The organism is Pseudonocardia sp. C8 (genome assembly GCF_014267175.1).
GTDB lineage: Bacteria > Actinomycetota > Actinomycetes > Mycobacteriales > Pseudonocardiaceae > Pseudonocardia.
Map to the genome: position 1 here is coordinate 1754149 of NZ_JACMTR010000002.1, position 19596 is coordinate 1773744.

The window sequence follows — 19596 nt, forward strand, 5'->3', positions numbered from 1 at the left end:
GACCATCACGACGAGGAGTAGTCCATGGCCGAACGGTCCTTCGCCGCCGAGGTGCAGAAGCTGCGCGCCGGCGCGGGCGAGACCCTGCACGTCGAGGGGATCCTGGCCGTGACGAAGGCGCTGCTGCAGTCCGGCGTCGCCTACGTCGGCGGCTACCAGGGTGCCCCCATCTCGCACCTGATGGACGTCCTCGGTGACGCCCGCGAGATCCTCGACGAGCTCGACGTCCGGTTCGAGAACTCCGCCTCCGAGGCGACCGCGGCCGCGATGCTCGCCGCCTCGGTGCACCACCCGCTGCGCGGCGCGATCACGTTCAAGTCCCCGGTCGGCACCAACGTCGCCTCCGACGCGCTGGCCAACCTCGCCTCCGGAGGCGTGACCGGCGGCGCACTGGTGATCCTCGGCGAGGACTACGGCGAGGGTTCGTCGATCATGCAGGAGCGCTCGCACGCGTTCGCGATGAAGTCGCAGATGTGGCTGCTCGACCCACGGCCGAACACGACCGCGATCGTCGACGCCGTCGAGGCCGGCTTCGAGCTGTCCGAGGCGTCGCACACCCCGGTGTTCCTGGAGCTGCGGCTGCGGTCCTGTCACCTGCACGGCGGGTTCGTCGCCAAGGACAACCGGCGACCGCCGATGACCGTCGCCGAGGCCGCCGACGACCCGCGGCGGTCCGTCGACCGGATCGTGCTGCCGCCGGCGAGCTTCGCCCACGAGAAGGAGAAGCTGGAACAGCGCTGGCCGAAGGCCGTCCAGTTCATCCGCGAGCGCGGGATGAACGAGGTCTTCCCCGGTTCCCCGGAGGCGTCCGAGGTCGGGATCCTCGTCCAGGGCGGGCTGTACAACACGCTGAACCGGTCGATGGAGCTGCTCGGCTGCTCCGACGCGTTCGGTCGCACCCGGGTCCCGACCTACGTCATGAACGTGACCTACCCGGTCGTCGACTCGGAGATCATCGAGTTCTGCTCCGGCAAGCGTGCCGTGATCATGGTGGAGGAGGGCCAGCCCGACTACATCGAGCAGAACCTGCACGCGATCCTGCGCCGCGCCGGGGTGACCACGGTGCTGCACGGCAAGGACATGCTCGCGGCCTCGGGGGAGTACACCTCGCAGGTCGTGACCCGCGGCCTGGACGAGTTCCTGACCAAGTACACCCCGGACGTCGTCACCCACCGGCCGTCGCTGCTGCTCGACCCGGCCGACCCGCGCAGCCCGCTCGCCCCACGGGTCGCCGCCGAGGTCGTCCGGCCGCGGCCGCCCGGCCTGTGCACCGGCTGCCCGGAACGGCCGATCTTCTCCGGGCTGAAGCTGGCCGAGCGGGAGACCGGGCAGCACCAGATCTCCGCGGACATCGGCTGCCACCTGTTCGCGATCAACGCGCCCTTCGACATCGGGGCGACGACGATGGGCTACGGGATGGGCGCGGCCGGAGCCTCCGCGCTGGCCGGCGGGAAGTCGTCGCAACGCCCCGTCTCGATCATGGGCGACGGCGGGTTCTGGCACAACGGGCTGGTCTCGGGCGTCGGGAACGCGGTGTTCAACAAGTCCGACCAGGTGATGGTGGTCGTCGACAACGACTACGCGGCCGCCACCGGCGGGCAGGACGTGCTGAGCTCGCACGCCGAGTCCGAGCGCCGCTCGACGCGGCACCCGATCGAGAAGGCCGCCCGCGGCCTCGGGATCACCCGCGCGACCACGATCGACCACACCTACGACGTTCAGCGGGTCAAGGACGCCTTCCTGGCCGCGTTCCGCCGCAAGGAGTCCGGTCCCGAGCTGCTGGTCATGCAGTCCGAGTGCCAGCTGAACCGGCAGCGGCGGGTGAAGTCCGAGCGCGCCGCGAAGCTGAAGCGCGGCGAGCGCGTCGTCCGGGAGCGGTTCGGCGTCGACCCGGAGACCTGCACCGGCGACCACGCCTGCATCCGGATCTCCGGATGCCCGTCGCTGACGATCACCGACAACCCGGATCCACTGCGGACCGATCCGATCGCGACGGTGCTCGACAGCTGCGTCGGCTGCGGGGTCTGCGGTAACAACGCGCACGCCGCGGTGCTCTGCCCGTCGTTCTACCGCACCGACGTCGTCGACAACCCCACCGTCTCGGAGCGGCTGCTGGCCCGGCTCCGGTCGTGGTGGATCTCGCTCGCGTCCCGGGGCATCGAGGCCCGGGCCGCCCGGATGGAGGCCTGATGCCCACCGTCATGCCCGCGCCTGCGGAGACCGGTTCGTGGTACACCGGCGCCCGCCCGATCACGATCGCCGTGCTCGCCATGGGCGGCGAGGGCGGCGGCGTGCTCGCCGACTGGATCGTCGCCGTCGCCGAGCGGGCCGGCCACCACGCGCAGTCGACGTCGGTCGCCGGTGTCGCGCAGCGCACCGGGGCGACCGTGTACTACGTCGAGCTGTACCCGCCGACGTCCGACGTGGACGGTTCCGGGCGGCCGGAGCCGGTGCTGAGCGTGTTCCCGTCGCCGGGCGAGGTCGACGTCGTCGTCGCGTCCGAGCTGATGGAGTGCGGTCGCGCGGTGCAGCGCGGGTTCGCCACCCCGGACCGGACGACGCTGATCGCCTCGACCAACCGGGTCTACTCGATCGACGAGAAGATGCACCCGGGGGACGGCCGGGTCGACTCCGCGCAGCTCCTGGCGGCCGCCGCTCAAGCCGCGAAACGGCTCGTCGCGGCCGACTTCGCCGCGATCGCCGCGGAGCACCGCAGCGTGATCTCCGCGGCCCTGTTCGGCGCGGTCGCCGGCTCGGGCGCGCTGCCGTTCACCCGCGAGCAGTGCGAGCGGGCGATCCGCGACGCGGGCAAGGGGGTCGAGGCCAGCCTCGCCGCGTTCGCCGGAGGGTTCGACGCGGCGCGGTCGGCGCTCGACCGGCCGTCCGGTGCTCCCGCCGAGGGCGCGCCGGACGCGGGAGCCGGAACGGGACCCGTTCCGGTCGAGCTCGCGCCCCCGCCGCGCCGCCCCGCGCCGGTCGACATCACGATCGGCCCGCGACCGGTGTCGCCGGAGGAGGAGAAGGCGAGGGAGGAGGCCCGCCGGAACGCGATCGCCGCGTCCGACCCGGAGTCCCTCGTCGGACCGGACCTGCGCCCGCTCGCCCGCGCCGTGGCCGGCCTTCCCGCGGCGGCCCGGTCGACGGTCCTGCACGGGCTCGTCCGCACCGGCCTCTACCAGGACGTCGACTACGCCCGGCGCTACCTCGACCGCGTCCGCGCGTTCGCCGCCGCCGACCCGGATCCGGGCGGCGACGCCCGGCTCACCACCGCGGCGGCCCGGCACCTGGCGCTGTGGATGTGCTACCAGGACACGATCCAGGTGGCGCTGCAGAAGACCCGCCGGCAGCGGCTCGAGCGGGTCCGCGCCGAGGCACACGCATCACGGGCGCAGGTGAGCCAGGTCCGGGAGTACCTGCACCCGCAGTCCGAGGAGATCACCGACACGCTGCCCTACCGGCTGGGGAAGATCCTGCGCCGGTCGCGGGCGTTCACCCGCGCCGTCGACCGCGCCACCCGGGACGGGATGGTCCTCAACACGACGTCGGCCACCGGCTACACGATGCTGTCCACGATGGCCCGGCTGCGACCGCTGCGCCCGCGTTCGCTGCGCTTCGTGGAGGAGCAGGGCGCGATCGAGGACTGGATGTCGCTCGCGCTCGACGTCGCCGGAACCGATACCGCGCTGGCCGGCGAGATCGTCGAATGCCAGCAGGTCCTCAAGGGCTACGGCGCCACCTACGCACACGGCAACGACAGCTTCGCCCTGCTCATGGGCGCGGCCCGGCGGCTGCGCGGGACCGACGACGCCGCCGCGGTGCTCGCCCGGCTCCGCTCCGCCGCCCAGGCCGACGAGGACGGCGCCGCGCTGCGCGCGCAGCTGTCCGGCGCCGGCCTCCCCACGACCCCCGACACGAGGAAGAAGAGGACCAGGTCATGACCGGAACCACCGACATCGAGCTCATCAACCCGGACACGCTGGCGAAGCCGTCCGGCTTCACCCACGCCGTCCGGCACGCCGACACCGTCCACCTCTCCGGCCAGACCGCGATGGACGCGAGCGGGGCCATCGTCGACGGCGACATCGTCGACCAGTTCCGTCAGGCCCTGTCCAACGTGCTCGCCGCGCTGCGGGCCGCCGGTTCGGAACCGTCCGACCTGCTGTCGGTGCGGATCTACCTGACCGACATCCCCGGATACCAGGCCCGCGGCAAGGAGATCGGCGCCGTCTGGAAGGAGCTGTGCGGGCGGACCTACCCGGCGATGACGGGGGTCGGGGTCACGGCGCTGTGGCAGCCCGAGGCGATGATCGAGATCGAGGCGGTCGCGGCGCGCCGGGCCTGACCGAGAGGCACGCATCCGTCCCGGTCGGGGCGGGAGCGTGCTGATCGACTCGGTCCGGCGCCGACACCGCGTGCCACTGCCGGGCGGGCGGGCGCTACCGGTCGCACGTGCCCCGGTCATGCGGGCCGCAGACGGATCAGGGCCAGGCCGCGGGCGAGCGCGCGGCGCAGGTCGTCACGGTGGACCGAGCCGTCGGGGCCGACCCGCAGCTGCTGGAACCGGGCGTGCGCCCGGTTGCCCGCGACGATGTGCGGGTACAGGGCGGCGACGGTGTCCTCGTCGGTCACCCGCTGCGGGTACAGCTCGCGGCGGCGGCCCCGTACCGTCGCCGTGACCGGCCGGTCGGGCGTCAGGTTGTGCAGCCACCTCGCTTCCGCGACCCCGATCAGCACCTCGTGGCCGTGCTCGCCGTAGGCGATCGGGATGGTGTAGCGCCTGCCGCTCTTCCGTCCGGTGACCTCGAGCAACATGATCTTCCGGCTCAGGACGCCGTGCAGGGGCGACCGCAGCAGCCTCCGCATCGCGGCGTCGACGTACTTCTGCAGCGGGCCGGTCGTGGTGGTCATCGCCGTACCTCCGTGTGCCGTCGTGACCACTCCCAAAGTACGCACTCACGGTGACTATCACCACCGAGTACTATCAGCTTCCGTGAGTTCCTTGACGGACCGGCCCAGCTTCCTGCTGTCGCAGCTCGGCTTCCACGTCGCCGCGGAGTTCGGCCGGCGGCTGGAACCCCTGGACCTCCGGCCGCGCCAGTTCGGGATGCTGACCTACCTGTCGGCCGGCGGGAACGTGACCCAGCAGGAGCTCGGTGCCCGGCTCGGCATCCACCGCAACGTCGTGGTCGGCCTGATCGACGACCTGGAGCGGCGTGGGCTCGCCGAACGCCGCAAGCACCCGGACGACCGCCGCGCGCACGCCGTCCGGCTCACCGACCTCGGGCGCGAGCTCCTCGGGCACGCCGAGCGGATCGCCGACGAGCTCGACGCCGAACTGCTCGGCGACGACGACCGGCAGGCGCTCCTGCACCTGCTCCACCGCGCGGCCGCGCGGGCGGGGCTGCAGCACGGCGTCCACCCCGGACTGCAGGCCGGACCCGGGAACGCGCCCGGAGCGTGCTGACCCCGGGTAATCAACCGATGAGTTGAGCAGACGAGGGCGGTCTGCTCCCGTGTCGGGATCCGCATCGCACACGGCAGGGGAGCGGTCATGGGCAAGGTACTGATGGGAGCGGTGGTCTCGCTCGACGGCTTCGTCGCCGCCGAGGACGACGGCGTCGGACCGCTGTTCGACTGGTACGGCAACGGCGACGTCGAGGTGACCCTCGGCGATCCCGACCGGGTGTTCCGGGTGAGCGCGGCCAGCGCCGCCTACATCCGGTCCGAATGGTCGGGCGTGCGCGCGACCGTGATCGGGCGCCGGCTGTTCGACATCACGAACGGCTGGGGCGGTGTGCCCGCAGCGGGGGAGCACGTCTTCGTCGTCACCCACCAGGTGCCGGCGGACTGGCCGTACCCGGACGCGCCGTTCACCTTCGTCACCGACGGCGTGGCGAGCGCGATCGCGCAGGCGCAGGCGTTCGCCGGTGACGGGGACGTCTCGGTCACCGCAGGGGACGTCGGTGGACAGGCCCTCGCACTCGGACTGGTGGACGAGGTGCACTCGGACCTCGTCCCGGTCGTGTTCGGCAGCGGCAAGCGGTTCTACGGCTCGTTCACCGGCGGCCCGCAGCTGCTCGAGGACCCGCGCGTCGTCGTCGAGGGCGACCGGGTCCTGCACCTGGTCCACCCGGTCCGCCGGTGACCGGCGGACCGGCCCGTCTCAGGAGCCGAGGACCCGGCCGACGTGCTCGCGGGCCGGGCCGGCCAGCCGGGCGCGCAGGCTCCCGAACAGCTCCTCGGCCCGGCTGCCGACCCAGTTGTCGGGCAGCGCCTCCAGCGGCAGGCCGGGGTCGAGGTAGGGCAGCCGCCGCCACACCGTCACCAGCGTGACGAAGTCGGCGAACGCCTGCGCGGGCGTCCCCTCGGAGGACTGCCATTTCCGCAGGACCGGCTCCTGCTGCTCCAGGAACGCCGCGTACTGGGCTTCGAGGGCCTCGAGGTCCCACCACGAGGCGACCGTCTCGTGCAGCGGCCGGCCCGCCACGTGCCGGCTGCGGAACAGCTCGGTGTAGCCGCGCAGGCCGGCCCGTTCCAGGGCGTGCGAGGTCTCCGCCTCCAGGTGTGCCGGGGCCACCCACAGGCCGGGCGCGACGGTGCCCAGCCCCAGCCGGATCAGCAGGCTCCGCAGCTGGTGGCGCTGGTCGCGCGCGCTCTCCGGCACCGAGAACGCGACCAGCAGCCAGCCCTCGTCCGCGCCGGCCCGGCGGCGGGAGAAGATCCGCTCGTCGCCCTCGGCGAGGAGGTCGGACGCCGCCGCCGACAGCCGGTACCCGGCCGCGCCGCCGACCCGCTCCGGTTCGAGCAGCCCGCGCCGTTTCAGGCGGGACACCGCCGAGCGGACCGCCTGGCCGTCGACCCCGAGGTCGCCGAGCAGGCGGACCAGCGACGCGACCGACAGCGCGCCACCGCGCTCGCGGGAGTACAGGCCGTAGACGCTCACGATGAGCCGGCGTGGCGGGGGGACGGCGGTCAGCTCGCTCAGGGATCCGTCGCGGCCCTCACCCGGCTCTAGCGCATCGGCGACTGTCGTCACAGGAGAGATGATACGAGGTCGGGCGGCCGGCCCGCGGTCAGCGCGCCGGTTCGGGGTCGCGGACCGCGGGCCCCGGTCGGCGGCCGGTGAGGCCGGCCGACCGCCACGTGACCAGCAGCGCCACGATCGTCACCAGTGCCAGGCCGATCACGTACAGCGCCACCGGCACCGAGCTGCCGGTCGTCGCGAGCAGGGCGGTGGCGATGAGCGGGGACAACCCGCCCGCGAACACCGCGGCCAGCTCGTGGGCCAGCGACAGGCCCGAGTAGCGCACCTCCCGGCTGAAGAGCTCGGTGAAGAACGCGGGCTGCGTGCCGATCATCGCCGCGTGGCACAACCCGTTGCCGAGGAAGAACGCGAGCAGGACCACGGCCGGCATCCCGGTGTCGATCATCCAGAAGAACGGGAAGGCGAGCAGTGCCAGGCCGGTGGCCCCGCCGAGGTAGACCGGGCCGCGCCCGACGCGGTCGGAGAGGTGGCCGAAGAACAGCATCGTGCCGATCGCGGCCGTCATCGAGGTCATGACTCCCAGCAGGAGCAGCTCCTGGGGCACCCCGACGTGCTTGCCGTAGACGAGGGCGAAGGTCAGGAAGATGTAGGACCCGCCGTTCTCGGCGACCCGCAGCGCCATCGCCAGCAGCAGGCTGCGCCGCTGCGTGCGGAACACCTCGACGACGGGCAGCCGCGGCGGGGCGTCCTGTGCGGAGGTGTCGTGGCCGCCGTGCTCGGCCGGGATCCGGAACCGGATGTAGATCCCGGCCCCGACCACGACCACGCTGACCAGGAACGGAACCCGCCATCCCCAGGCGAGGAACGCCTCGTCGCCGAGCATCACCTGGGTGAGCAGGAAGACACCCGACGACAGGACGAAGCCGAGCGCGAGGCCGGCCTGGCTCCAGGCCGAGAGGAACCCGCGGCGTTCCGCCGGCACGTTCTCGCTGATCATCAGCACCGCGCCGCCCCACTCGCCGCCCGCGGCCGTGCCCTGCAGCACGCGCAGCACGACCAGCAGCGCCGGCGCCAGGACCCCGGCCGTCTCGTAGGTGGGCAGGAGGCCGATCGCGAACGTCGCGACACCCATGATCGCCAGCGTGGCGACCAGGGCGCTGCGCCTGCTGAACCGGTCCCCGATGTGGCCGAAGATCACGCCGCCCAGCGGGCGGGCCATGAAGCCGACCGTGAGCCCCGCGAGCGAGGCGAGGGTGCCGATCAGCGGGTCACCGGTCGTCGGGAAGAACAGCGGGCCGAAGACGATCGACGCGGCGGTCGCGTAGAGGAAGAAGTCGTACCACTCCAGCGCGTTCCCGACGACGGAGGCGACGCCGTACCGGCTGGTCGACGGGGGCGGTGTGGGCGGGCGGGACGGAGTGCTCACGGTGTGGCCTTTCGGGTTGGTCGGACGGGAGCCGGTCGGTGGCTGTGCCGTGTGCCGGGTTCGCTGAGCGGACCGTGGCGCCCGGGAAAGCGCCGGAGCCGGGTAACACATGCGGCCGGTGCTGCCGCGCGATCGTGGTGGTGCGGGCGCGTTCGCGGGTCGGAGCGAGCGTCCTTCGTGATCCGCCGGAAGGAGTGGCCATGACCGCCGTCGTCACGGGTGCCTACGAGGTCCCCTACAGCAGGCATCCCGATCCCGGTTGCTCGACCGGCGGGCTGCTCGCCGGGGCGGTGCTCGGTGCGGTGCGTGCCGCGGGGATCGACCTGGACCGGGTGGACGGGCTGGGCCTGAGCAGCTTCACCCTCCGGCCGGACCACGCCGTCGACCTGGCCTGGCGGATGGGGCTGACCCTGCGCTGGCTGGTCGAGGACCCGCACGGCGGCGCGAGCGGGATCAACCTGCTCATGCTGGCCCGCCGCGCGGTGGAGGCCGGGGACGCCGACTGCATCGTCCTGGTGGCGGGTGACCGTTTCGGACCCGCCGACTTCGCCGACCTGGTGGACAACTACAACACCGCGACCCGCGACCACCTCGCACCGCTCGGCTTCGGCGGGCCGAACGCCGCGTTCGCCCAGCTCACGACCCGGCACGCGCGGGCGACCGGCCTCACCGAGACCGACTACGCCCGGATCCCGGTCGCCCAGCGCCGGTGGGCCGGCCGGAACCCCGGCGCCGTCTACCGCGACCCGATGACCGTCGAGGACTACCTCGCGGCCCCGGTCGTGACCACCCCGCTGCGCCGGCTCGACTGCGTGCCGGTCGTGTCCGGGGCCGACGCGATCGTCGTCGAACGCGACGCGGACGCCGCCGGCCGCCCGCGGGCCCGGGTCCGGGCGCTGGCCGGGCGGCACAACCCCGACCAGCAGGACGGCGACGGCCTGCAGACCGGGCTCGCGCACGTCCGGGACCGGCTGTGGGACGGCGCCGGTGTCGGTCCGGAGGACCTCGACCTCGCCGGCGTCTACGACGACTACCCGGTGATGGCGCTGATCCAGCTCGCCGACCTCGGCTGCGTCCCCGGTGACGACCTGCGGGCCTTCCTGCACGACCGGATCGACCGCGCGGGCTGGCCGCTCAACACCTCGGGCGGCCAGCTGTCCGCCGGGCAGGCCGGAGCCGCGGGCGGCATGCACTTCCTGGTCGAGGCCGTGCTGCAGCTCCAGGGCCGGGCCGGGGACCGCCAGGTTCCGGACGCCCGGCACGCGCTCGTGACCGGCTACGGCATGGTCCTGTACCGATACGGGGCGATGGCCAACGCCGTGGTGCTGGAGGCCGGCCGCTGACCGGGAGGTCATCGTCATCCCCGGCCCGGGACGAACGCCAGCACCCGGGCCGGGCTCCCGGTGCCCCCGACGATCGGCAGCGGCGCGACCACCACGACGGCGCCGGTGGCCGGCAGGAGCCCGAGGTTGCGCAGCGACGTGACGCCGTACCGGTCGTTCGCGAGCAGGTGGTGGTGGGCCGGCATCGGCGGGTCGAGGGAGAACCCGTTCCCGGCGTCGATCCCGACCGTCTCCACCCCGAAGCCGGCGACGGGAGTCTCCTCGGCGAGCCAGCGTGCGCACTCGGCCGAGATCCCGGGGGTGCGGGACACACCGTCGACGACGTTGAGGAACGCGTCGCGGTCGCCCCCGCGGGATTCCCAACCGGTGCGGTAGAGCAACCAGCCGCCCGCGCGGAGCGGACCGTGCTCGGCCTCCCACTCCCGGAGGTGGTCGACCTCGAGCAGGAAATCCGGGTCGCGGGCAGCGTCGGCGGAGCGGTCGACGACCATTGCCGGGCCGACCAGGCGGGTCACCGGGACCGAGGCCACGTCGTCACCGTCGGCGTGCGAGATCCAGTGCCGGGGCGCGTCGAGGTGGGTACCGACGTGCTCCCCGGTGTGGATGTTGTGGTGCCGCCAGAGGGGGCCGCCGCCGTCGAACGCGCTGACCTCCTCGAGGCTGAAGTCGATCAGGTTCGCGTACGGGGCGGGCAGCTGCAGGGTGGGTGTGTCGGCGCTCAGCGGGGTCGTCAGGTCGACGACGTCCAGCAGGCCGTCCCGCAACACGGAGGTCAGGTCGTGCAGGACGTCGGTCCCGGTCGTGGATGTCACGGTCGTCCTCCCGAGTCGTGCGCCGGCCCTCGTCGGACGGCGCTCCGCTTCCCGCTCGGGCCACCGGGCGGGGGCGCCAGGCAATGCCAGCGGGCCGTCCCTGTCGAGCATCCGGTTCGCTGGCCGGAACGCCGCCTGCGCGCCCGGTCGGCAGTAGCATCGCCCTCCACCAGGTCGGCCGCGGCACACCGCCGTCGCCGCGGCACGGTGCGGGAGGGTCGGTGATGACGTCGGACCCGGAACCGGCGGACGAGGCCCGGAAGAGCGTCCTGGGTAAGGTCCAGCTGCTGTTGAGCGCCTTCCACACGGGCCCGCTGCAGATGCGGCTGACCGAGCTGAGCCGCCGCTCGGGCGTCCCCAAGGGCACGACCTACCGGCTGGCCCAGGAGATGGTGCGGTGGGGGCTGCTCGAGCGGGTCGGGGACCGCTACCAGATCGGGGTGCGGATGTTCGAGCTCGGGCAGCGGGTCCCGATCGCCGCCGTGCTCCGCGCGGTGTCCCGCCCGGTACTGACCGACCTCTACGCCGACACCCGGGCCAGCATCCACATGGCCGTGCTCGACGGGATCTGCGTGCGCTACGTCGAGAAGATCACCGGTTCGGCGCACGTGGTCACGCACTCCGACGTCGGCCGGCATTTCCCGGCCACGTGCACCTCGTCGGGCAAGGTGCTGCTCGCCCTGCACCCGGACTCCGAGCGGGTCTGCGCGGAGCTCGCGACGACACCGTTCGCCCGGATGACCTCGCTCAGCGTCGGGTCGTGGCCGGACCTGCGGGACCAGCTCGACACGATCCGCCGGCGCGGCTTCGCGCTGGAACGGCAGGAGGCGGCCGCCGGGTTCGGCAGCGTCGCGGTGCCGGTCGCCGGCCCCGACGGCGCGGTGTACGCGGCCGTCTCGGCGGCCCAGCCGTTGCCGCAGTTCCACGTCGACCGGCTGGTGCCGCGGCTGCGGGAGGCGGCCCGCGGGGTGTCCCGGGCCGTCCACGAGCGGCTCGCCACCGCCCCGGGCGGGTTCGGTCCGCTCACCGGCCCGCCCGATTGACCGTCGCGTCGGGTGCGGCCGATCGTCGCCGGTGTTCGAGGTGACGGAGGAACGCATGACGATCGAGACGGGGCCCGGGGTCCGGGTGTGGTGGTGCGGGCGCGGGCACGCCTGCTTCCCGCGGCGACTGGTCTGCCCGGTGTGCCGGGACACCGGGTCGAGCCCGCGCGCCGCACGGGAGGGTGTGGTCGAGGAGGTGACCGACGCGCCGGGGACCGGCGTCCGGATGGTGACCGTCCGGCTGCCGGAGGGGCCGCGCCTGCTGGGACGGGTGGAGGCCGAGGCGGGACCCGGTGACCGGCTGCCGCTGAGCGCGGTGCCCGGTGTGCCCGGTGCCGTGCACGTCCCGGACCCGCACGACCGCACGACCGGGACGGTGGGCCCGTGAACGACCGCGTGACGACGACACCGCGGCCGGTACGGGACGGCGTCCCGGTAGCACCGCTGCGGGACCTGCCCCCGGAGCTGCGCACCGTTCCGGGGCTGCTGCGGTACCAGGCCGAGCGGTACGGCGACACGCCGCTGCTGCGGACCGACGACCTCGAGCGCAGCTACGCGGAGACGGCCGACGCGGTCGCGGCCGCGGCCGGCACGCTGCGGGCCGCCGGGATCGGGGAGGGCGACCGGGTGGCGCTGATGTGCGAGAACCGGGTCGAGATCCTCGACCTGACGTTGGCGTGCGCGTGGCTCGGTGCCGTCGCCGTCCCGCTGAACACCGCGCTGCGCGGGCCGGGGCTGAGCCACCAGCTCGTCCACTCCGGGGCGGTGCTGCTGGTGACGGACTCGGCGCTGGTGGAGGCACTGGGGCCGATCGCGCCGCCCCCCGCGCTGCGGGAGGTCTGGGCGCTCGATGGTGTCCCGGCCCGGGTGCCGGAGAACTACCGCGTCGTCGCGCCGCCGGCGCCCGCAGGCCCGGTGGCGCCGGCCGCGGTGACCCCCGGGACGACCGCGGTGATCCTCTACACCTCCGGGACCACCGGACCGGCCAAGGGCGTCGAGTGCCCGCACGCGCAGTTCTACTGGTGGGGGATCCTGGTCTCCGAGTCGCTCGGGATCGGCCCGGACGACGTGCTCTACACCTGCCTGCCGCTGTTCCACACCAACGCGCTCAACGCCTTCTTCCAGGCACTGGTCAGCGGGGCCACCTTCCACGTCGGGCCGCGGTTCTCGGCGTCCCGGTTCTGGTCGCGGCTCGCCGCGTCCGGCGCGACCGTCACCTACCTGCTGGGTGCGATCGTGAACATCGTCCACGCCACCGCACCCTCCCCGGCCGATCGTGCGCACCGGGTGCGGATCGCGCTCGCGCCGGGGACGCCGGCGTCGGTGATGGAGCCGTTCCGCGAGCGGTTCGGCGTCCGCCTGGTCGAGGGATACGGCTCCACCGAGACGAACGCCTGCATCGCGGCCCCGCCCGAGGAGCAGCGTCCGGGCTGGATGGGGCGGGTGCGCACGGGGTTCGCGGCCGCGGTCGTCGACGCTTGCGACAACCCGGTGCCCGACGGGGTGGTCGGCGAGCTCGTGCTGCGGTCCGACGAGCCGTTCGCCTTCGCCACCGGCTACCACGGTGAACCGGCCACGACCGTCGAGGCGTGGCGCAACCTGTGGTTCCACACCGGGGACGGCGTGGTCCGCTCGCCCGAGGGATGGTTCCGGTTCGTCGACCGGATCAAGGACGCGATCCGGCGGCGGGGCGAGAACATCTCGTCGTTCGAGGTGGAGCAGGTCCTGCTCGCCCACGACGACGTCGAGCTCGCCGCCGCCTACGCGCTGCCCTCGGAGCTCGGTGAGGACGAGGTCGCCGCCGCGGTCGTGCTGCGGGACGGCAGCATGCTCACCCCCGACGAGCTGGTCCGGTGGTGCGAGCCGCGGCTGGCCTACTTCGCGATCCCGCGGTTCGTGGGTGTCCTCGACGAGCTGCCCCGCACGACCAACGGCAAGGTCCGGAAGGCGGAGCTGCGGGCGCGGGGCGCGGACGGCCTGTGGGACCGGCAGCGGGCGGCCGCGCCGGCCGGGTGAGGCGATGCGGCCCGGGCCGGTCTCAGCGTGCGGAGACTGGCGGGGTCCCGGCCCGGGCCCGCGACCGGCCCGGGTGCGTGCCGGGCCATCAGCTCCGCCGCCACCCGGGCGTAGGCGCCCGGGTTCACCGGCAGCAGCCACTCCACCAGCCGCCGGCGCCGGCCGATGCCCGCACCCAGGTCGGAGAGCATCTCGTCGATGTTGTGCAGCGAGAACGGGATGATGTTGGTCCCGCGGGCGTGCCGGCCCTCGGTGCGCTCCTCCATCCACCGCAGCCGCTGCTGCACGAACTCCCGCCGCTGCGGCAGCGGGGGCAGGTCGATCCCGCCGGCCAGGTGGACGCCGATCCACAGCGCCGCGACCTCGGCCGAGAGCGGCGACAGGAACGACGAGTTGTACCCGCAGAAGCTCAGGTCCGGCACCGTGTGCGGGTGGATCTGCCGGTACAGCTCGAAGTTGCCGCGCTCGTCGACGAGCCGGTCGCGGACCTCGGGCGGCAGGAACGGCACCCGCTGGTGGAACCCGGTCCCGGCGACGACGACGTCCGCCGGGATCTCCGTGCCGTCCGCCAGCACCGCGACCGGGCGGCCGTCCCGCGCGCCCAGCGAGCCGATCACGGTGTCGCGGTGCACGGTGATCGAGCCGTCGGCGACGCCCTCGTAGAAGCCCTCGGTCGCGAGGCTGACGGTGCTCCGGGCGATGTCCTCGAGCGAGCCGTGCGGGACGAGGCCGAGGTCCGCCAGCTTGAGCTGGCGCACGATCTGGGCCTGCAGGCCGGCCATCATCCCGTCCCGTACCCCCTTGCCGGGGCCGTGCAGGAACCGCTCGAACCCGGCGAGCCGGGCGTAGCGGAACAGGCCCTCGCCGAGCCGGGTGAGCAGCAGGTACTTGTAGTTCAGCGCGCCGCCGATCCGGCGCGGCATCTTCCACAGCAGCTCCCGCGCGACGACCGTCGTCGAGGCCGACACCGCGTCGAGCGCGACGGCGACGTCGCAGGAGGACTTGCCGTAGCCGATCACGACGACGTGCCGGTCGCGGGCGTCGGCGAGGTCGGTGAACTCCGCGGGCGGGCAGTAGCGGCCGCCGGCGGCGCGGAAGGCTCCGGTGCCCGGGAACTCCGGCAGGAACGGCTCGGAGAAGATCCCGTTGGCGACGACGAGGTGGTCGAACCCCTCGGTGCCGTCGCCCGTGGTGACCGTCCAGCCACCGCCCGGGCGGGGCTCGGCGGACACGACCTCGGTGGAGGTGCGGACCCGCTCCCGGATCCCGGTGTGCCTCGCGTACGACTCGAGGTACTCCTGGACCTGCTGACCGGTGGGCCACTCGGGGTAGTGGCGCGGCATCGGGTAGTCCGACAGCGAGTACGTGCCCTTGTCGTTCTGCGTGGTCAGCCCCGGGTAGCGGCGGGTGCGGCTCCAGACGCCGCCCACGTCCGGCGCCTTCTCGAACACGGTGACGTCGTGGCCGAAGCCGGTGAGCACCTTGGCCGAGGAGAGGCCGGCGAACCCGGCCCCGACGATCGCGATCTTCATGGGTGGTCCACCTGTTCAGTCGGCGAGCTGCGGGATGGCCGGGACGGCCCGTTCGGGGCCCATGGCGGAGTAGCCGCCGTCGACGGCCCAGTCGGCACCGGTGACCGCGGACGCGGCGGGGGAGAGCAGGAAGGCGACGACCGCCCCGACCTCGTCCGGGTCGGCGGTACGGCCGGTGAGGTGGAACGGCGCGGCGACCCGGTCGGTCTTCGCGCGGTCACCGCCGCTGAGCTCGTCCATGATCTTGGACCAGGTCCAGCCGGGGCTGACCGAGTTGACCCGGATGCCGTCGCCGGCCAGGTCCATGGCCATCGAGCGGGTGAGCTGGACCAGCGCCGCCTTGGCGGCCGGGTAGACCCAGCGGCCGGTCTGGGCGACCTTCGACGAGATCGAGGTCAGGTTGACGACGGCGCCGCCGGTGGCCGCGAGGTGCGGCCGCGCGGCCCGGGTGACCTGCACGGCGGACACCACGTTGACGTCGAGCGCGCGCAGCCAGTCGGCACGCCCGGTGTCGGGGCCCTCGTCGAGGTAGCTGCACGCCAGGTTGACCAGGCCGTGCAGGCCGTGCGCGGCCGCGGCGGACACGGTCGCGGCGACCGCGTCGTCGTCGGTGATGTCGGTGGGGTGGAAGGTGGCGCGCGGACCGAGCTCGTCGAGCAGGGGCCGGGCTCGCTCGGTGTCGACGTCGGCGATCGCGACGGTCGCGCCGGCCGCGTGCAGGGCGCGGGCGACACCGTGCCCGACCAGGGTGGAACCGCCGGTCACGAGGACCGTGCGGCCGTGCAGGGCGCTCATCGGAACCTCCGGGACAACGAACTGCATCTAGCGGAATCGTGAATGCGGTCATGATTTAGATATATGGTGGGCGTGACTATCCCCACTGCGCGGGCGCTGTCCGCCGGGCGCGAGGAGGTGCCGTGGCCGAGGTGCTGAACGGGTACCGGCGGGTGCGCTCGCCCGACCTGGACGAGGCGCGCGCACGGGTCGCGGAGGTGTTCTGCCCGCACCGGCTGGAACCGGTTGCGCGGTCCACGCCGGCGCCGGTGCGCTTCAACTCGGCGAGCTTCGGCGCGATCGGGCTGTCCTATCTCGCCTACGGGACGACGGTGCGGATCCGCCCGGAGCCGCTGCGGACGTTCCTGCTCGTGCAGATCCCGCTGTCCGGCCGCGCCCTCGTGCGCACCGGCGGGACCGACGTCGTCTCCGACCCGGCGACGGCGTCGGTTCCGGACCCGGACGCCGGCCTCGACATGACCTGGGAGGCCGGCAACGAGCAGCTGATCGTCCGGGTGGACCGGGCGGCCCTCGACGCGCAGCTGCGGCGGATGCTCGGCCGGCCGCCGAGGACGCCGCTGCGGCTCGCCGCCGGCCTGGACCTGACGACGCCGTCGGCCCGGTCGTGGCTGTCCACCGTCGACCTGGTGCGGTCCGACCTGGACGGTCCCGGCGGGCTGGCGCACCCGGTGCTGCGTGCCCAGGCCGAGCAGCTGGTGCTCGGCCAGCTGCTCGCGGCCGTCCCGCACTCGGCGTCCACGGAGCTGCTCGAGGAGGCCGCCGACCCGGGCCCCGCCGCCCCGAAGGTGATCCGCCGGGCCGCGGCGCTGATCGACGACCACGCCCGCGAGCCGCTGACCGTCGACGACGTCGCCGAGGCCGTCGGGCTGTCGGTGCGGAGTCTGCAGGAGGGCTTCCGGCGGCACCTCGACACCACGCCGACCGCCCGGCTGCGCGAGGCCCGCCTGGCCGGGGTGCGTGCCGAGCTGCGCGCGGCCGACCCGACCCGGTGCACCGTCTCCCGGGTCGCCGCCGACTGGGGTTTCCACCACCTGGGCCGGTTCGCCGTCGCCTACCGCCGGCGGTGGGGCGAGTCGCCGTCGGCGACCCTGCGCGGATAGCGGACACCGGCCGCGCGGAACGGATGGCCGCCCGCGCGCCCGGTGCCGGATCCTTCCCCGCACGCCCGCCCGACCCGGAGGTCCCATGCCCGTGCTGCCCGCCCTGCTCGACGCCACCCGGTCCGGCGCGGTCCGGATCGTCGACCTGACCACGCCCCTGCAGGAGTCCACCCCGATCCTGGAGCTCCCGGCCCCGTTCGCGAACACCAGCCGGTTCCGGCTCGAGGAGCTCTCCCGCTACGACGACCGCGGCCCGGCCTGGTACTGGAACGACATCCACACCGGCGAGCACACCGGCACCCACGTCGACGCCCCGAACCACTGGATCACCGGCAAGGACGGCCTCGACGTCTCCCGGGCACCGCTGTCCACACTGGTCGCTCCCGCGGTGGTGATCGACAGGACCGCGGAGGCGGCGAAGGACGCCGACTTCCTGCTCGAGATCGCCCACGTGCAGGAGTGGGAGGCCGAGCACGGGTCGCTGCCCGAGGGCGGCTGGCTGCTCTACCGCACCGGCTGGTCCGCGCGCGGCGACGACGCGGCCGCGTTCGCCAACGCCGACGAGCACGGTCCGCACACCCCGGGCGTGTCCCCGGAGTGCGCGCGGTGGCTCGCCCGCGAGACCCCGATCACCGGGTTCGGCGTGGAGACCGTCGGCACCGACGCCGGGCAGGCGCCCGCGCTGGAGCCGGCGTTCCCGTGCCACTCCGAGCTGATGGGGGCCGGCAAGTGGGGGCTGACCAGCCTGCGCCGGCTCGACGAGCTCCCGGCCACCGGCGCGGTACTGGTGGTGTGCCCGCTGCCGATCGTCGGCGGGTCGGGCAGCCCGGCGCGGGTGCTCGCGCTGGTCGAGGGGTGAGCGTGGCGGCACACCGCGGCCGGGCCGACGCGGTCGTCGTCGGCGCCGGGATCAACGGGCTCGCCGCAGCCGCCCGGCTCGCCCGGGCCGGATGGTCGGTCGCCCTGGTCGACGACCACGACCGGATCGGCGGGTTCGTCGCCGCCCGCGAGCGGGACGGGTACGTACACGACACCTGGTCGAGCTGGCATCCGCTGTTCGTGACCGGTCCGGCGTACGCGGCGTTCGGCGCCGACCTGCACCGGCACGGGCTGGCCTACGCCAACACCGACGGACCGCTGACCGCGACGGTCACCGCGGGCGGGGAGGTCGTGCTCGCGTACCGCGACGTCGCCGGGACCGTGGCCGGGTTCGCCGAGCCGGCCGACCGGGACGCCTACCGGGCCATGATCGAGCGGTTCGGCGCGCACGCCGCCGGGATCGGCGGGCTGCTCGGCGCGGAGCTGCACGCGCCGTCGTCGCTGGGGCCGGTCGCGACGCTGGCGCGGGCGGCCGGCCGGGCCGGGCTCGGGTCCTACGCCCGCGACGCGTTGACCTCGGGCCGCTCCTGGCTGCGCTCCCGGTTCGCCGGGCCGGAGACCGACCGCCTGTGGGCGCCGTGGCTGCTGCACGCCGGGCTGGCCCCGGACTCGGCCTCCGGCGGCCTGATGGTGCCGGTCCTCGCGGCGACCCTGCACGGTGCCGGGCTGCCGGTCGTCGCCGGGGGCGCCGGGAACTTCCTCACCGCGTGGGAGCGGCTGCTCGACGAGCTCGGCGTCTCCGTCCACACCGGACGGCGGGTGGAGCGGATCCGGACCGACGGCGGGGCGGCCGCGGGCGTCGCGGGGGACGGGTTCGAGATCCGCGCCGAGCGCGCGGTGCTCGCCTCGGTCACCCCGCCCGCGCTGTACGGCACGCTCCTGCCCGCCGGCGCGGTGCCGCCCGGGGTCACCGCCGCGGCCGGCCGCTACCGGCCGGGCCGGGCCGCGATGCAGATCCACGTGGAGCTGTCGGGCCCGGTGCCCTGGGCCGATCCCCGCCTGGGCGGCGTGCCGCTGGTGCACCTCTCGGACGGGTCGTCGTCGACGGCCATCGCCTGCGCAGAGGCGGAGGCCGGGCTGCTGCCCCGGCGGCCCACCGTCGTCGTCGGGCAGCAGCACGTGCTCGACCCGTCCCGGGTGCCCGAGGGCGCGGCCGCGCTGTGGCTGCAGCTGCAGGAACTGCCGTGGGAGCCGGTCGGCGACGCGGCCGGCGAGCTGGACACCACGGGCGGTTGGGGTCCCGCGCTCGCCGAGGCCTACGCCGGGCGGGTCCTGGACCGGATCGCCGCGCACGCACCGGGCCTGCGCGACCTGGTCCGGGGCGTCGAGGTGACCGACCCGGCCGGGATCGCGGCGTACAACCCGAACGCCCTGTGCGGGGACCCGTACGGCGGCTCGGCCGAGCTCGACCAGAACTTCTGGTGGCGCCCGCTGCCGACCTCGGGCGGCCACGCGACCCCGGTCCGGCGGCTCTGGCAGATCGGTGCGTCCACCCATCCCGGCCCGGGACTGGGCGGGGCGTCCGGCTACCTGGTGGCGGACCGGCTCGCCACCCCGGGCGCGTTCGCCCGGCTGCGGTCCCGGCTGCGCGGGACCTGATCCGCCGTCGGGTCGTGCGCGCCGGCCGCGCCCGGCGCACCGGGCGGCTCGGGCGGCGCATCGCAC

General features: G+C 74.3%; 17 protein-coding genes and 1 pseudogene. 12 read left to right on the forward strand and 6 right to left on the reverse strand.

Annotated elements, in window-relative coordinates:
- Positions 1–24 precede the first annotated feature (24 nt).
- The 3 genes from H7X46_RS08860 to H7X46_RS08870 are packed head-to-tail and all read left to right on the forward strand — an operon-like array spanning position 25 to position 4342.
- Positions 25–2190, forward strand: a complete 2166-nt coding sequence (locus H7X46_RS08860) for an indolepyruvate ferredoxin oxidoreductase subunit alpha (protein WP_186358949.1) — start codon at positions 25–27, stop codon at positions 2188–2190.
- Positions 2190–3938 carry an indolepyruvate oxidoreductase subunit beta family protein gene (locus H7X46_RS08865; RefSeq protein WP_222131244.1) on the forward strand — a complete coding sequence of 583 codons (1749 nt, stop codon included), beginning with the start codon at positions 2190–2192 and terminating at the stop codon, positions 3936–3938. The genes H7X46_RS08860 and H7X46_RS08865 overlap by 1 nt, the downstream gene beginning before the upstream one ends.
- The gene (locus tag H7X46_RS08870; protein ID WP_186358950.1) at positions 3935–4342 is read left to right on the forward strand and encodes a RidA family protein; all 408 of its coding nucleotides are present in this window, start codon (positions 3935–3937) and stop codon (positions 4340–4342) included. The genes H7X46_RS08865 and H7X46_RS08870 overlap by 4 nt, the downstream gene beginning before the upstream one ends.
- Positions 4343–4458: 116 nt before the next feature.
- On the opposite strand, the gene H7X46_RS08875 is transcribed toward H7X46_RS08870, so the two are convergent.
- Entirely contained in the window at positions 4459–4908 is a 450-nt protein-coding gene (locus tag H7X46_RS08875) for a nitroreductase/quinone reductase family protein (RefSeq protein WP_222131245.1), read from the reverse strand.
- 82 nt (positions 4909–4990) lie between these two features.
- Here H7X46_RS08875 and H7X46_RS08880 point away from each other — a divergent pair, with 82 nt between their 5' ends.
- Both H7X46_RS08880 and H7X46_RS08885 read left to right on the forward strand, forming a co-directional pair.
- Positions 4991–5464: a MarR family winged helix-turn-helix transcriptional regulator gene (locus tag H7X46_RS08880; RefSeq protein ID WP_222131246.1), complete on the forward strand. Its 474-nt coding sequence runs from the start codon at positions 4991–4993 to the stop codon at positions 5462–5464.
- Positions 5465–5551: 87 nt separating this feature from the next.
- Entirely contained in the window at positions 5552–6145 is a 594-nt protein-coding gene (locus H7X46_RS08885; protein ID WP_186358952.1) for a dihydrofolate reductase family protein, read from the forward strand.
- Between the two features lie 18 nt (positions 6146–6163).
- On the opposite strand, the gene H7X46_RS08890 is transcribed toward H7X46_RS08885, so the two are convergent.
- Entirely contained in the window at positions 6164–7036 is an 873-nt protein-coding gene (locus H7X46_RS08890; RefSeq protein ID WP_186358953.1) for a PaaX family transcriptional regulator C-terminal domain-containing protein, read from the reverse strand.
- 37 nt (positions 7037–7073) lie between these two features.
- A complete protein-coding gene (locus H7X46_RS08895) occupies positions 7074–8411 on the reverse strand; it encodes an MFS transporter (RefSeq protein WP_222131247.1) in 1338 nt (445 codons plus the stop codon).
- A 200-nt stretch (positions 8412–8611) separates the two neighbouring features.
- Here H7X46_RS08895 and H7X46_RS08900 point away from each other — a divergent pair, with 200 nt between their 5' ends.
- A complete protein-coding gene (locus H7X46_RS08900; protein ID WP_186358955.1) occupies positions 8612–9754 on the forward strand; it encodes a thiolase family protein in 1143 nt (380 codons plus the stop codon).
- Positions 9755–9768: 14 nt separating this feature from the next.
- On the opposite strand, the gene H7X46_RS08905 is transcribed toward H7X46_RS08900, so the two are convergent.
- A complete protein-coding gene (locus H7X46_RS08905; RefSeq protein ID WP_370588667.1) occupies positions 9769–10566 on the reverse strand; it encodes a cyclase family protein in 798 nt (265 codons plus the stop codon).
- Positions 10567–10790: 224 nt separating this feature from the next.
- Between H7X46_RS08905 and H7X46_RS08910 the strand changes: the two genes are divergently transcribed.
- The 3 genes and pseudogenes from H7X46_RS08910 to H7X46_RS08920 all read left to right on the forward strand — a co-directional run.
- Entirely contained in the window at positions 10791–11609 is an 819-nt protein-coding gene (locus H7X46_RS08910) for an IclR family transcriptional regulator (RefSeq protein ID WP_186358957.1), read from the forward strand.
- A gap of 55 nt (positions 11610–11664) precedes the next feature.
- Positions 11665–11997: a hypothetical protein gene (locus tag H7X46_RS08915; RefSeq protein ID WP_186358958.1), complete on the forward strand. Its 333-nt coding sequence runs from the start codon at positions 11665–11667 to the stop codon at positions 11995–11997.
- Positions 11998–12005: 8 nt separating this feature from the next.
- Positions 12006–13550 (forward strand): annotated as a pseudogene (locus tag H7X46_RS08920) (ATP-dependent acyl-CoA ligase); the annotation flags it as partial.
- Here the strand turns inward: H7X46_RS08920 and H7X46_RS08925 are convergent.
- Together H7X46_RS08925 and H7X46_RS08930 are read right to left on the reverse strand one after the other, a co-directional pair.
- A complete protein-coding gene (locus tag H7X46_RS08925; RefSeq protein ID WP_186358959.1) occupies positions 13484–15157 on the reverse strand; it encodes an NAD(P)/FAD-dependent oxidoreductase in 1674 nt (557 codons plus the stop codon). The pseudogene H7X46_RS08920 and the gene H7X46_RS08925 sit on opposite strands and share 67 nt — an antisense overlap.
- Before the next feature lie 15 nt (positions 15158–15172).
- On the reverse strand, positions 15173–15952 hold the full coding sequence (locus tag H7X46_RS08930) for an SDR family oxidoreductase (protein WP_186358960.1): 780 nt from the start codon (positions 15950–15952) through the stop codon (positions 15173–15175).
- A 122-nt stretch (positions 15953–16074) separates the two neighbouring features.
- Here H7X46_RS08930 and H7X46_RS08935 point away from each other — a divergent pair, with 122 nt between their 5' ends.
- The 3 genes from H7X46_RS08935 to H7X46_RS08945 all read left to right on the forward strand — a co-directional run bounded on the left by H7X46_RS08935 (position 16075) and on the right by H7X46_RS08945 (position 19530).
- A complete protein-coding gene (locus H7X46_RS08935) occupies positions 16075–17052 on the forward strand; it encodes an AraC family transcriptional regulator (RefSeq protein ID WP_186358961.1) in 978 nt (325 codons plus the stop codon).
- A gap of 85 nt (positions 17053–17137) precedes the next feature.
- Positions 17138–17911 carry a cyclase family protein gene (locus H7X46_RS08940; RefSeq protein WP_186358962.1) on the forward strand — a complete coding sequence of 258 codons (774 nt, stop codon included), beginning with the start codon at positions 17138–17140 and terminating at the stop codon, positions 17909–17911.
- Positions 17912–17913: 2 nt separating this feature from the next.
- A complete protein-coding gene (locus H7X46_RS08945) occupies positions 17914–19530 on the forward strand; it encodes an NAD(P)/FAD-dependent oxidoreductase (RefSeq protein WP_186358963.1) in 1617 nt (538 codons plus the stop codon).
- Positions 19531–19596: the final 66 nt, after the last annotated feature.

Bases quoted from the DNA above. Each gene is read 5' to 3' on its own strand.
- H7X46_RS08860 (WP_186358949.1), top strand. From the start codon at position 25: ATGGCCGAACGGTCCTTCGCCGCCGAGGTGCAGAAGCTGCGCGCCGGC.
- H7X46_RS08865 (WP_222131244.1), top strand. From the start codon at position 2,190: ATGCCCACCGTCATGCCCGCGCCTGCGGAGACCGGTTCGTGGTACACC.
- H7X46_RS08870 (WP_186358950.1), top strand. From the start codon at position 3,935: ATGACCGGAACCACCGACATCGAGCTCATCAACCCGGACACGCTGGCG.
- H7X46_RS08875 (WP_222131245.1), bottom strand. From the start codon at position 4,908: ATGACCACCACGACCGGCCCGCTGCAGAAGTACGTCGACGCCGCGATG.
- H7X46_RS08885 (WP_186358952.1), top strand. From the start codon at position 5,552: ATGGGCAAGGTACTGATGGGAGCGGTGGTCTCGCTCGACGGCTTCGTC.
- H7X46_RS08900 (WP_186358955.1), top strand. From the start codon at position 8,612: ATGACCGCCGTCGTCACGGGTGCCTACGAGGTCCCCTACAGCAGGCAT.
- H7X46_RS08910 (WP_186358957.1), top strand. From the start codon at position 10,791: ATGACGTCGGACCCGGAACCGGCGGACGAGGCCCGGAAGAGCGTCCTG.
- H7X46_RS08915 (WP_186358958.1), top strand. From the start codon at position 11,665: ATGACGATCGAGACGGGGCCCGGGGTCCGGGTGTGGTGGTGCGGGCGC.
- H7X46_RS08925 (WP_186358959.1), bottom strand. From the start codon at position 15,157: ATGAAGATCGCGATCGTCGGGGCCGGGTTCGCCGGCCTCTCCTCGGCC.
- H7X46_RS08930 (WP_186358960.1), bottom strand. From the start codon at position 15,952: ATGAGCGCCCTGCACGGCCGCACGGTCCTCGTGACCGGCGGTTCCACC.
- H7X46_RS08940 (WP_186358962.1), top strand. From the start codon at position 17,138: ATGCCCGTGCTGCCCGCCCTGCTCGACGCCACCCGGTCCGGCGCGGTC.